The organism is Methylopila sp. Yamaguchi (assembly GCF_002897035.1).
Taxonomy (GTDB): Bacteria; Pseudomonadota; Alphaproteobacteria; order Rhizobiales; family Methylopilaceae; genus Methylopila.
Genome location: NZ_BAUX01000017.1, coordinates 52,428 through 65,178 on the forward strand (window position 1 = coordinate 52,428; position 12,751 = coordinate 65,178).

General features: G+C 69.7%; 11 protein-coding genes and 1 pseudogene. 9 read left to right on the top strand and 3 right to left on the bottom strand.

What is annotated here, in order from left to right; genetic code table 11:
- Window positions 1-18: 18 nt before the first annotated feature.
- Window positions 19-3,114: a S8 family serine peptidase gene (locus tag METY_RS17420; RefSeq protein ID WP_103122657.1), complete on the bottom strand. Its 3,096-nt coding sequence runs from the start codon at window positions 3,112-3,114 to the stop codon at window positions 19-21.
- Window positions 3,115-3,251: 137 nt separating this feature from the next.
- A pseudogene (locus METY_RS17425) lies at window positions 3,252-3,584 on the bottom strand (EamA family transporter); the annotation flags it as partial.
- Window positions 3,585-3,660: 76 nt separating this feature from the next.
- Here METY_RS17425 and METY_RS17430 point away from each other — a divergent pair.
- The 4 genes from METY_RS17430 (at window position 3,661) to METY_RS21270 (ending at window position 5,960) form a co-directional block, all read left to right on the top strand.
- Window positions 3,661-4,041: a YciI family protein gene (locus METY_RS17430; RefSeq protein ID WP_103122658.1), complete on the top strand. Its 381-nt coding sequence runs from the start codon at window positions 3,661-3,663 to the stop codon at window positions 4,039-4,041.
- On the top strand, window positions 4,038-5,303 hold the full coding sequence (locus METY_RS17435; RefSeq protein ID WP_103122659.1) for an RNA polymerase sigma factor: 1,266 nt from the start codon (window positions 4,038-4,040) through the stop codon (window positions 5,301-5,303). Before METY_RS17430 ends, METY_RS17435 begins: the two co-directional genes overlap by 4 nt.
- A gap of 140 nt (window positions 5,304-5,443) precedes the next feature.
- Entirely contained in the window at window positions 5,444-5,605 is a 162-nt protein-coding gene (locus METY_RS21135; RefSeq protein ID WP_160147384.1) for a hypothetical protein, read from the top strand.
- 193 nt (window positions 5,606-5,798) lie between these two features.
- Entirely contained in the window at window positions 5,799-5,960 is a 162-nt protein-coding gene (locus tag METY_RS21270; RefSeq protein WP_020187658.1) for a Thivi_2564 family membrane protein, read from the top strand.
- 81 nt (window positions 5,961-6,041) lie between these two features.
- On the opposite strand, the gene galE is transcribed toward METY_RS21270, so the two are convergent.
- The gene (gene galE / locus METY_RS17440) at window positions 6,042-7,061 is read right to left on the bottom strand and encodes a UDP-glucose 4-epimerase GalE (protein WP_103122660.1); all 1,020 of its coding nucleotides are present in this window, start codon (window positions 7,059-7,061) and stop codon (window positions 6,042-6,044) included.
- 212 nt (window positions 7,062-7,273) lie between these two features.
- Between galE and METY_RS17445 the strand changes: the two genes are divergently transcribed.
- The 5 genes from METY_RS17445 (at window position 7,274) to METY_RS17465 (ending at window position 12,750) form a co-directional block, all read left to right on the top strand.
- Window positions 7,274-9,391, top strand: coding sequence for a putative bifunctional diguanylate cyclase/phosphodiesterase (locus METY_RS17445; protein WP_244593718.1), 2,118 nt, complete (start codon window positions 7,274-7,276; stop codon window positions 9,389-9,391).
- A 133-nt stretch (window positions 9,392-9,524) separates the two neighbouring features.
- Window positions 9,525-10,418: an acetylglutamate kinase gene (gene argB, locus METY_RS17450; RefSeq protein ID WP_103122662.1), complete on the top strand. Its 894-nt coding sequence runs from the start codon at window positions 9,525-9,527 to the stop codon at window positions 10,416-10,418.
- On the top strand, window positions 10,415-10,747 hold the full coding sequence (locus METY_RS17455) for a hypothetical protein (RefSeq protein WP_103122663.1): 333 nt from the start codon (window positions 10,415-10,417) through the stop codon (window positions 10,745-10,747). Before argB ends, METY_RS17455 begins: the two co-directional genes overlap by 4 nt.
- Window positions 10,748-10,871: 124 nt before the next feature.
- Complete coding sequence (locus METY_RS17460) at window positions 10,872-11,633, top strand: pyrimidine 5'-nucleotidase (protein WP_103122664.1); 762 nt, start codon at window positions 10,872-10,874, stop codon at window positions 11,631-11,633.
- 118 nt (window positions 11,634-11,751) lie between these two features.
- Window positions 11,752-12,750 (top strand): sugar-binding transcriptional regulator, encoded by a 999-nt coding sequence (locus METY_RS17465; RefSeq protein WP_103122665.1) that lies wholly within the window; start codon window positions 11,752-11,754, stop codon window positions 12,748-12,750.
- Window position 12,751 lies beyond the last annotated feature (1 nt).

The window sequence follows — 12,751 nt, forward strand, 5'->3', positions numbered from 1 at the left end:
AGGCGGCGGCGCGACGGTTCACACCACCACGATGTCCCGCCAAGTTAGGTCGAGGCCGGAGCTGAGCGTGGCGAACTGGACGGCCGCGTAGGTCGCGGCGCTGCCGTCGCGGTCGAAGTACAGCCCGCCTGCAGTCGGATCGTACAGGATGCGGTCCACGGCGTCGGCGGCCTCGGTCCCGAGCGCGAAGGCCGCGGTCGCGAGCCGCCCCAGCGCGAGACCGGCGAACGCCGCATCGTCGAGGCGCAGGGTGTCCGCAATGACGTCGAAGTCGGTCACGAGGTCGATCGATACGCCGTTCGGTCGGTCGGAGAACAGGAAGATGTCCGCGCCGCTTCCGCCGGTCAGCGTGTCCGACCCGCCGCGGCCCTCGATCAGATTCGCGCCGGCGTTGCCCACGATGACGTTGCCCACCGCATTCCCGACGCCCGACAGGTTCGCCGAGCCCGTGAAGACCAGCATCTCGACGTTGGCGGCGAGCGTGATCGAGCGCGACGTCTCGACCGTGTCGAAGCCGGCGCCGGCGGACTCCCTCACCTGATCCAGGGTGTTGTCGACGACATAGACGTCGTCGCCTAAGCCTCCCGATATGATGTCAGCGCCCGCGCCGCCGTCGAGCCGGTTCGCCGCGGCGTTGCCGATGAGCGTGTTCGCGAGGGCGTTGCCGGTCCCGGCCAGGCCCTCCGTTCCGGTGATCACAAGGTTCTCGACGTTGGCGGCGAGCGTCAGCGACACCGAGGTCTGGATCGTGTCGACGCCTGCGCCGGCGGTCTCCCGCACCTGGTCGAGCGCGCTATCGACGACGTAGACGTCATCGCCCCGCCCGCCGGCCATGACGTCCGCGCCGCCCCGCCCGTCGAGACGGTTCGCGCCGTCGCCGCCGGTCAGGACGTTCGCGACCTCGTTGCCGACGCCGGCGAGGGCGCCGGATCCGACAAGCGTCAGGTTTTCGACGTTCGCCCCGAGCGTCGCGGACACCGAGGCCACAACCAAATCCGTTCCGCCGCCGACCGCTTCCCGAACGACGTCGCCCGCCTCGGCAAGGAGATAGACGTCGTCCCCGGCACCGCCGATCAGCAGGTCCTTTCCGCCGCCCCCGTCCAGCGTGTCGTTCCCGCCTAGGCCCTCGAGACGGTTCGCCCCCTCGTTGCCCGTCAGAGCATTCGCCGCGTCGTTGCCGTAGCCCACGAGCGCGCCGGCGCCGGTGAGCGTCAGATCCTCGACGTGCTCGCCGAGGCGCAGGCTCACCGAAGCGCGCACGAGATCGACGCCCTCACCGGCCTTTTCCCGCACCTGATCCCGCGCGCTGTCGACCACATAGACGTCGTCGCCCCGGCCGCCGATCAGCACATTGTCGAGCGCGTTGCCGATCAGCGTGTCGTCGCCGTCGCCGCCGATGGCGTTCTCGATGTCCGCTTTCGTGACGACCACCACCCCATCGATCGTCGAGCGGCCGCCGAAGGTGAGGTCAAGCGTCGAGTTCGAGGTCACCGCAGCGGCGTTCAGGGTGTCGATCCCGCCGTCCTTGTCGACCAGCGAGCGACCCGCGGTGGTCACGAAGTCGCTGAGTTCGTCGGTGAAGACATAGGTGTCACGGAAACTCTCCGTCGCGCCGGTCGCGCCGACGTGACGGATGTCGACGTCCGTCACCGCGAAATAGGTGGTGGCGGAGCCCGCGTTCTGGATCACGACTTTCCAGGAGCCCTGAACCTCGTCCCCACGGAACGCCTGGGTCGTGAACGTCCATTCGGGCGGGAGGTAGGCGGGATCGAGGGCGCCGGAATGCAGAACGCTGCGGACGCCGTCGGGCGAGACCAGCGTGACGCGCAGGTTCTGGGCGTTCGCCAAGGCGTAGCGATCGAAGGAAAGCGTCACCTGGGAGTAGTCGATCGTTAGGTCCGCGTTGATGCTGGTCGAAACCGTCGTGTTGGCGCCGCCGGTCAGGTTGATCCAAGCGTTCGAGCGCACCGCCTGATCCAGGACCGTGTCGTTCGCCGACGTCTCCGCAGCGGCGGCCGTCGTCCAGTGCTCGGCCAGACGCGCGGCGGCCGTCGCGTCCACGAGGCCGAAGCCATAATCGTTCGAATGGTGCAGCCCGCCGCCGTTCCAGTGGGAGCCTCCGTTCTGCGTCCAACGGGAGGTTTCGGCTCCCATCATCGCGCCGCCCACCGCGCCGCCGACATGTCGCGCGGAGTAGGCCAGGATGTCCTGCACGTCCCGCCAGCCGAGCAGCGGGTTCGCCTCCAGCATCAGCGCGACGACGCCGCTGACCATCGGCGCGGCGGCGGAGGTGCCGGCGAAGGCGGAAAAGGAGTCGGAGCTGCCGTACCCGGCGGCCCCCGTTCGGTCGGTGGTGACGACCTCGCCCCAGGTTCCGAAGGCCGACACGAGCAGATTCGCGCCCCGGGTCGTGTAGGACGACACGTCGCCGCTCCGCTCGACCGCCCCCACGACGATCATGTGGGGATCGTTTTCGACCGCGGTCATGCCGGTGTTGAATAGAAGGTCGCCGTAATTCCCGGCGGCCTTGACGATGTTCAGGCCGAGGCCGTCGCGGCCGGTTTCCACGGCACGGGCGGCCGCTGCGACGATCGCGTCGCCAAAGCGGTTGCCGGCCGCGTCCTTGATGTCGAAGTACGCGGCGTAACCGTTGCTGATGTTCAGCACGTCCGCGCCCTTCGAAGCGGCGTCGGCGAGCCCTTTGGAGAGATTGGCGACGTAGTCGTAGATGGTGTCGGAACTCGACGGCGAATCCGAATAGCCTCGGAGCCCGACGAGGGTCGCGTCGTAGGCGACGCCGACTGCGCCCGATCCGTTGCGCGCAGCGCCGATCAATCCCATCACGGCGGTGCCGTGCGCATCCTCGGCGTAGCCGGGCGAGGCGTCTCCGTCGCGCTGAAGATAATCGTAGTCCAGCGTCCGATCATAGTTCGGCTTGAGATCGCAGTGCTGTGTGTCGAAACCATCGTCGAACACCCAAACGGCGACGCCGGCGCCGGTGTAGTCGCTCCACGCGCCGAGGACGTTCAGATCGTAGCCTTCATTCGGCGCATGAAGATGCCACTGATCGTCGAAGAGATCGTCGGTGGGGAGGGGAAACTGGGTTTCGGCCAAGGCGCGGCGCGTCCTTCGAGACGGAGGTAAGTTGTCGAACGATTGTCGTGTGCGCGCGCTTTGCGAAATACAGGAAAGTACGCATCAGACGGAGGTTGACGGCGCGGCGTGGCCGGAGGGCCACGCTCCCGGACGGATCAGGACGATCGCGGCGCGGAAGCCAGGGCGCTCCCGGTTTTGCCGGCGAAGCGTCGCGCTCCGGCGACGCAGCCGACCACGCCGAGCGTGACCGCGACCATCGCGGGGCTCACCGGCTCGCCCAGCAAGCCGCCGGCGAGCGCAAGCTCCACGAAGGGTTGCAGCAGCTGAAGCTGGCCCAGCGCCGCGATCCCGCCTTGGACCAGTCCGCGGTGCACGAACACGAAGCCGATCCGCGTGCTGAACAGCGAGACATAGGCGAGCGCCGCCCAGGCCAGAGCCGATGTGTCCCACCGCGGCTTCGCTGCGAGGCTGAGGGGCGACGCGCCGGGATTGATCGGCGGTTGGTCGCCACGCGTGTCGGGCCGAGGCATAGTCGTCCGTCCTTGCAGACGACGGAGGACGCCGATGCTGTACGCCATCCTTTGCTACCACCGCGAAGACGTGGTGTGCGCCTGGTCGCAGGAAGAAGACGACGCCGTCATGGCGAGGCTTGCGGTCGTGCACGACGACCTGAAGGCGAAAGGCCGGCTGGGGCCCGCGGCGCGGCTGCTGCCGACGACCGCGGCGACCACTCTGCGCAAGGACCAGGATCCGCCGTTGGTGATCGACGGCCCCTTCGCGGAGACAAAGGAGCAATTGCTCGGCTTCTATGTCGTCGACTGCGCCGATCTCGACGAAGCGCTCGACACCGCGAAGGCGCTGGCTAAGGCCAACCCCGGCGGCGCCTACGAGCTCAGGCCGATCGGCCTGTTCCTGCCGGGACGCGCGGAGCCCGCGGGCGGATGAGCGGCGGCGCCATGGCCTCCGGCGACTGGATCGGCGCGGCGCTCGCCGCCGCCCGTCCGCAGGCGGTCGCGGCGCTGCTCCGACGGTTTCGCGATCTCGACCTCGCGGAAGAGGCCTTCCAGGAGGCCTGCCTCAAGGCCTTGAAGCATTGGCCGGACAACGGGCCGCCGCGCGATCCCGCGGCGTGGCTGATCTTCGTCGGCCGAAACGTCGCGGTCGACGCCGTGCGCAAGCGCTCCCGGGAGCAGGAGCTTTCGGACGAGGACGCGCTGTCGGACCGCGAGGACGCCGAAGCGGCTGCGGCGGAGCGGATCGACGGCGCGAACTACCGCGACGACGTCCTGCGGCTGCTGTTCGTCTGCTGCCATCCCGACCTGCCGTCGACGCAGCAGATCGCGCTCGCGCTGCGGATCGTCTCCGGGCTCTCGGTCCGGCAGATCGCCCGCGCCTTCCTCGTGGGCGAGAGCGCGATGGAGCAGCGGATCACCCGCGCCAAGGCGAAGATCGCCCGCGCCGGCGTGCCGTTTGAAGTCCCCGGCGCGGTGGAGCGGGCGGAGCGCCTCGCGGCGGTCGCCGCCATGCTCTACCTCGTCTTCAACGAAGGCTACTCGGCCCAGGGAACGGAGGCGGACGAGCGCGCGAAGCTCGCCGACGAAGCGATCCGGCTGACGCGGATCCTGCTCCGGCTGTTTCCGACCGAGCCCGAGATCATGGGGCTTACGGCGCTCATGCTGCTGCAGCACGCCCGCGCGGCGAGCCGGTTCGATGCGGACGGCGCGGTGGTGCTGCTCGAGGACCAGGACCGCAGCCGCTGGAACCGCCCGATGATCGCCGAGGGGCTAGCGCTGATCGACAAGGCGATCCGCCATCGCCGGCCGGGCCCTTATCAGGTGCAGGCGGCGATCGCCGGTCTGCACGCCCGCGCCGCTCGGCCTGAGCAGACGGACTGGAGCGGCATCGACGCGCTGTACGCGACGCTCGAGATCATGCAGCCCTCGCCGGTCGTCACGTTGAACCGGGCTGTGGCGACCTGGAAGGTCGCCGGCGCCGAGCAGGCGCTTGCGATGATCGAGCCGCTCGCCGCGAGGCTCGACGGCTACTTCCATTTCCATGGGTTGAGGGGCGGGCTGCTGATGCGCCTGGGACGGACGGCGGACGCGCGCGAGGCCTTCGGCCGCGCCATCGCCCTCGCGGGCACCGCCGCGGAGGCGGCCCACATCCGCGCGCATCTCGACCGGCTCACCGAAGCGGCGGGCGCATAGCTTCGTAGAAACTCTTAACTCGGGATGCATTGGACGCAGGACTGGTGTGCGACGAAAGGCGTAGAAGTCTGGCATGCCACATGCCAAATCAGCGTCAACGAAGCGCCGCGCTTCACGCCCATCTCCGAAAGGACCTCACCATGTCCACGTCCACCCTCGCATCCGCCTCGTCCGCCTCGATCGACGCCGGCTCGTTCTTCGGCCGGATCTTCGCTCGCATCCGTCTGGAGATCTCCGCCTTCTTCGACGAGCTGCATGCGGCGCAGGTCCGCACCAACACGCAGGAGCCCTTCGGCCTCTGAGCCGGATCGCTCACGCTGGGACTGCCGAAGCGCCGGGCTCCACGCCCGGCGCTTTTTTTCGCCGTCTTGAGGACATGATTCCGGAACCAGTCACACCATCGTGCGTTTTCACAGCACGACGGCGCGAAAACCCGAAGCGGGCCGACGCTTCGCCGCGTCGCCTGCGTGGCTTACCCGGAAAGGACTGCGAAACATGACTCCCTTGATCGGCATTCTGATCACCGTCCTGGTGATCTTCCTGGTGCTTTATCTCGTCGGAATGCTGCCGATCGACGGTCGGGCGAAGCAGATCATCCGGATCATCGTGATCATCATCGGCATCATTTCGCTGCTGAAGTACCTGGCGGTCTTCTGAGAGCTGAACGACGATCGGAATGACGAACGGCCGGGTTTGACCCGGCCGTTTTCGTTTTGGCGTTCGACCTGGAACGCGGCGCTACGATGCCCGGCGGCGTCCTCTCGCCGCGGCGTCGGCGCTAAAGGGGCCATGCAGACGCTCCCAGCCGAAAGCATGCGCGACGATCGTGTCCAGGTCGTCATGCCGCGGCGTCCAGTGGAGCGTCTGGCGAATGCGCCGGGCGTCCGCGACCGAGACGAAGGGGTCGCCCTCTCGGCGGGCCTTTTCGCGTACCGGGAAGTCTCGTCCGCTCACGCGTTTCACGGCCGCGATCACCTCGCGGACCGAAAAACCGCCGCCGTAGCCGCAGTTCAGCGTCAGGCTGCCGCCGTCGTTCCGAAGGTGGTCCAAAGCCGCCACATGCGCGTCGGCGAGATCCGAGACGTGGATGTAGTCGCGCACGCCGGTTCCGTCGGGCGTCGGAAGGTCGACGCCGAGGATGTCGAGGCCGTCCGTCACGCCGAGGGCCGCGCGGACGGCGAGGGTGATCAGGTTGGTGGCTCCCGGCGCGCGCTGCCCCGTGCGCATCTGCGGGTCGGCCCCGGCTACGTTGAAGTATCGCAGGACGACGTAGCGCAGCCCATGCGCCGCCGCGGCGTCCTGGAGAATTCTTTCCGACATCATCTTCGACGCGCCATAGGGCGACGCGGGAACGAGCGGAGCGTCCTCCCGCGTCGGCGTCGGGGGCAGGAGGCCGTAGACCGCCGCGGTCGATGAGAAGATGAAGCGGCTGACGCCGCCGACGACCATCGCGCTCAGCAGCCGGCGCGTCTTTTCGGTGTTCGCGCCGTAGGTCCCGAGGGGATCGCGGACCGAGTCCGGCACGACGATCTTCGCCGCGAAATGCGCGACGGCGTCGATCCGGTGCTTGGCGAGCGTCCGAAGCACCAGCGCCTCGTCGCCGACGTCGCCGACGACCAGCGGCACCTCGGCCGGCACGGCGTGCCGGGCCCCCGTGGAAAGGTCGTCCAGCACCACCACGGGCTCGCCCCGATCGCGCAGCGCCAGCACCATGTGGGAGCCGATGTACCCGGCTCCTCCGGTCACAAGAACGGTCATGCCCTGTCCTTCAGGCGCGAGGCTCGTCCCGCGCTCATGATCCTAGGCGCCTGCGCCTTACCGCGAGGTGAAGCGCAAACAGTCTCGTTCCGGGACATCTGGCTAACCAAGGATTCACTCTGTTTGCGCTAGGCCATGTCTTCGGCGCAGCCGCATGAGGAAATCCGGTGGTCAAGACGGGCGACGCGCAACGCGGCGGATGGCGAAACGGCTTGGCTGCGCGGCTCACGGCGCTGACGGGGCTGCTCCTCGTCGCGCTCGCCGGAGCCGTGGTGGCCTTCACAGCGTTCGAAAGCCGTCGCGACGCCGCAGATCGGATGGTCGCGGAGCTCGCCGGCGACGTGCAGGCCGCCGCCGAGGCGCTCGGCCGCGGGGATGAGGTCCACGACGTCCTGAAAGCGCTCTCCGCCCGGCCGCAGGCCCTCTACGTCACGCTCGACGCGCGCGGAGGCGACGTCGTCGTCGCCCTGGCGCCTGCCGCGCAGCCGCCCGCGGTGGCTCGCGACGTCTTGGCCGAAACCAGCGGCGACGGGCCTGCGGCGATCACCCTGGCCGATGGCGCGGCCCACGCCGCCAAGACTGTGGCGCTCAGCGGCGGGGGAGAGGCGACCCTCCGCGTCGGCGTGTCGCTGGCGGCCGCCGACGCCTCGGCCGCGTCCGCCGCGTCCCGCGGACTGATCGCGGCGCTTGCCGTGCTCCTCGTCGGCCTTCCCGCCTTCGCGCTCGTCGTTCGACGCACGCTCAGCCCGCTGCGCGGTCTGGCCCAGGCGATCAGCCGCGTCGACGGCGCAAGCCTCGAGGTCGACCGCGCGGCGCTCCGCCGCGACGAGATCGGCGATCTCGCCCGAGCGCATTCGACCATGACGCGCGAGATGTTCCGCAATGCGGCCGCGCTCCGGCGCGCCGCGTTCGACGATCCGCTCACGCGCCTGATGAACCGCGACGGGCTCAACCGTCGGCTGTCCGAGGCGCTGCAGGTGGGGCAGGGCGTCGCGCTGCTTAAGATCGAAGTGGGCGGCCTCGAGCGGGTCACGACCGGCCTCGGACCGGCCGGCGCCGATGCGGCCGTCCATGGCGCCGCCGACCGCGTGCGGGAGGCCGCAGCCGAGTGGACCCGCCGCGCCCGCGCAATCCATGCGCTCGGCGACGATCTTGCAGTCTCCGTCGCCCGCATCGGGGAAGCGCAGTTCGCCCTGCTCGCCCATGGCGCCGGCGAAGCCGCCGCGGAGGAGCTCGCCAGGCTGACGCTCGCGGCGTTCGAGGGGCCGCTGCGGCTCGACGAGCATCGGATCGGGCTGTCGCCCGCGATCGGCGTCGCCTTCGCGCCCCAGCACGGCGACCGCGCCGAAGCCTTGATGCGTTCGGCCGGCGCGGCGCTCGCCGCGGCCCGGCTCGCGCGCGGCCCCGCCGTCCGGATCGCGGGCGCGGAGCTGAACGACCGCGCGTACTCACGCCTCCGGATCGAGCAGGAGCTGCGGCGGGCGCTGGCGGAGGACGAGCTCGAAGTGCATTACCAGCCGCAGCTCGCGCTTGGCGGCGGCCGCGTGATCGGGGCCGAGGCCTTGGTGCGGTGGCGCCATCCTCTGCGCGGCCTGATCGCGCCCGGCGAGTTCGTGCCCGTGGCGGAGGAGACCGGTCTGGTCGAGCCGCTCGGCCGCTTCGTGCTGGCCCAGGCCAGCCGGCAGGCGGCGGCGTGGGCGAGCATGGGGATCCCGATCCGCGTCGCGGTCAATGTGTCGCCGCTGCAGTTCCGCAATCCGAGGTTTTCGGAGGCGGCTCTCCAGATCATCCGGGAGGCGGGCGCCGATCCCAGCCGTATCGAGCTCGAGATCACCGAAAGCGCAGCCATGGCCGATCCGTCCCACGCCGCCCGGGAGCTGGCGCCGCTCAGGAGCGCAGGGGTGCGGATCGCGATCGACGACTTCGGCACCGGCTATTCGAACTTCGCCGCGCTGACCCAACTGCCGTTCGACGTGCTGAAGATCGACCGCAGCTTCGTCCGCGACGCCCTGGTGACGCCGGGCGCCCGGGTCGTGGTGGAGGCGGTGCTGGGCCTCGCCCGGAACCTGGACGTCGAGACGGTGGCGGAAGGCGTGGAGACCGAGGAGCAACGCGCGTTCGTGACCGCGGGCGGGTGCACGTTCGGGCAGGGCTACCTGTTCGGCCGGCCGATGCCCGGCGATGCGTTCGAAGCTTGGTACGCGAACCGCCTGGGAGCGCAGCTCCGCGCTGTCGTGGCCGAGGCGCAGGCTCAGCCTTGGGGGAGGCACGCGGCCGCCCGCGCCGTCATTCCGCCGTCACCCGGCTTCGCGCAGCCCGCCGCGTCGTAGGCGCGCAAGGGGGCGGTCGTCCCGTCGCCGCGCGCGCATGCGTCCGCGCGCATGCGTCATTGAGCCGACACGCCGAAGCGTCTAGAAGGCGCGGGCCGAACGCCATCTTCGGACCGCGAGGACGCAACGCATCATGACCGCCCCGAACGCTCCCCACGACACCGCCCGGATCCTGGTCGAGGCGCTCCCCTATATGCAGCGCTACGACGCGGCGACGGTGGTCGTGAAGTACGGGGGCAACGCGATGGGCGACTCCGACGCCGCTCGCTGGTTCGCGCAGGACGTCGCGATCCTGAAAGAGGTCGGCATCAATCCTGTGGTGGTGCACGGCGGCGGACCGCAGATCGGGCGCATGCTCGACCGGCTCGGCATCAAGAGCGAGTTTAAGGCCGGGCTGCGCGTCACCGACCAGGCGACGGTCGAGATCGTGGAGATGATCCTCGCCGGCGCAATCAACAAGAACATCGTGGCCTCGATCAACGCCGAAGGCGGGCGCGCCATCGGGCTGTCGGGCAAGGACGGGGGAATGGTGTTCGCCCGCAAGGTCAGCCGCAGCCTGATCAACCCGGAGACCGGCCAGGAGGAGGTCGTCGACTTCGGCTTCGTCGGCGAGCCGGCCGAGGTCGACCGCACCGTGCTCGACTGGGCGATCACCTCGGACTTCATCCCGGTCGTCGCCCCGGTTGCGGGCTCGGCCGACGGCCGTGAGACCTACAACGTCAACGCCGACACCTTCGCCGGCGCGATCGCGGGGGCCGTCGGCGCCAAGCGCCTCCTGATGCTGACCGACGTTCCGGGAGTGCTCGACCGCGATAAGAATCTGATCCAGCAGCTGTCGGTCGAGGAAGCCCGCCGGCTGATCGCCGACGGCACCGTGTCAGGCGGCATGATCCCTAAGGTCGAGACCTGCATCTACGCCGTCGAGCGTGGCGTCGAGGGCGTCGTCATCCTCGACGGCAAGACCCCGCACGCCGTGCTCATGGAGCTTCTGACGCCAGGCGGCGCCGGCACGCTGATCACGCGGTGAGCAACGTCGTCGATTTCCGCAAGGCGCAGAAGAAGAAGGCGGAGCCGAAGCCCGCGCCGGGCGCCCCCAAGCGACGCTCCGCGGCCGAGTTCGCCATGGCCGTGGGCCTCACCGGAGTGGCGATCTTCCTGGCGCCGACGCTCTGGACCGGCGTCCCGGTGCATCTCTTGGCGGTGGTCAACCTTCTTGTCGCCGCGGTCTATGTGCAGCAGGGCCCCCGGCTGCTCGCGATCCTTTGGATCGCGCTGTCGTTCGCCGTTCTTGCAGTCTTCAGCGAGGCCTCGCCCGTGGCCTACGCGCTTGGCGTGGCGTTCGCGACCTTCGGTTGAGCGCCGGCGCGGCGCAGCCTTGGAAAAGCCGCGAGCCGGGCCCACGTAAAATCGTTCATAAACGAGCGCCATGCTGCGCGCTCGATCTCATCATGGACGTCCCCTGAATGACGCGCTCGCTCGCATGAACGACCTGCCCGATCCCGCCGCTTTAGGCCGCCTCGCGGCGCATGCGGTCGTCGCCGAAGCCAAGGGCTTCGACCACGTCGACACCTGGGTGTTCGATCTCGACAACACGCTCTACCCCGCCTCCGCAGGGCTGTTTTCGCTGATCGACGCTAAGATGACCGCCTTCATCGCCGGCCGCTACGGCATCGATGGCCTGTCGGCGCGCGCGCTTCAGAAATACTACTACCGCACCTACGGCACGACGCTGCGCGGCCTGATGACGGAGGACGCGCTCGATCCGCACGCCTTCCTGGCCTTCGTGCACGACATCGACCATTCGGTGCTGACGCCGGCGCCCGACCTTGCGGCCGCGATCGCGCGGCTTCCCGGCCGGCGCTTCGTCCTGACCAACGGCTCGCGGCGCCACGCCGAGAACGTCGCGGCCAAACTCGGCCTGCTCGAGCTGTTCGACGACGTGTTCGACATCGCCGCAGCGAGCTTCGTGCCGAAGCCGGACCAGTCCGCCTATCAGACGTTCCTGGACCTGCACGGCGTGGAGCCCACCCGGGCGGCGATGTTCGAGGACCTGTCCAAGAACCTCGTCGCGCCGCATGCGCTCGGCATGCGGACGGTGCTGGTCACCCCCAAGGCGGGAGAGCCGGACCTCGGGGAGCGGCTGACGGCGGCGGACGACGACCGCGGCGGCCCGCACGTGGACCACGTGACGGACGATCTGACCGGCTTCCTGTCCGCGCTCGCTCTCGTAGCCGCCGAATAGTTCGCGCGCGTCAGGCTTTGGTCGATCACGCCGCAGCTTGCGGGGAGGGGCGCGTCTCGTCATCTTGACGCTCCGGCGCCGACAGAAGCGCCGCCGCCCTGGGGAGCCCCTCGCGACGATGGAAACGCCTACCGACTTCGAGGTCGTGGACGACGCGCCGAGCGCGCGTGCGGCCGAGACCGAAGCGATGGTCCGTGCGGCTTGGCTGTACTTCGTCGGGGAGATGAACCAGAGCGAGATCGCCGACCGGCTGGGGCTTTCGCGCGTGAAGGTCAACCGGCTGATCGCCGCCGCCCGCAGCGAGGGTGTGGTGGACGTGCGCATCGTCCATCCCTCGATCGAGCTCATCGAGCTCGAGAACCGGATGTGCCACGCCTACAAGCTCGATTCGTGCCGGGTCGTTCCGGCCGCGGGGGAGGGCGGGGAGTCCGAGATCGACAAGCGCTTCGTCGCCATCGCCGCCGCCGAGACGCTGGCGCGGGGCGTGGCGCAGAAGCCGGACGGCGTGTTCGCGCTGTCCTGGGGCACGACCATGGCCGCCGTCGCCCATGCCTACCGCGGCGCCCGGGCGCCGCGCGCGCGCTTCGTGTCGGTGATGGGATCCCTGACCCGCAAGGCGGCGTCCAACCCCTACGAGGTCGTCCACCGCATCGCCGAGCGCACCGGCGGGGAAGGCTACTTCATTCCGGCTCCCTATCTCGCCGACACCATGGCGGACCGCGAGGTGCTGATGGCGCAGCGCACGGTGCGGACGTCGCTCGACCTCGCCCGCTCCGCCGACCTCGCCATGAGCGGCGTCACCGAAGCGACGCCGAGCTCCTTCCTTGTGGCGCAGAAGCTCGTGACGATCGACGAGCTGGAGGACTGCCGGGCGAACGGCGCGGTCGGCTCCTTCGCCGGCCTGTTCTTCGACCGGGACGGGCGCTTCGTGGACTGCGACGTCAACCGCCGCCGGGTGGGCGTGTCCGGCGAGACCTTCCGCGGGCTGAACACCGTGGGGATCGCCGCCGGCCGCTCAAAGATCGAGTCCGTGCTGGCCGCCCTCCGGGGCGGCGTGTTCCGCCACCTCGTCACGGACGAGACGGTCGCACGGGGTCTGCTCGCCGAGGCGGGATGAC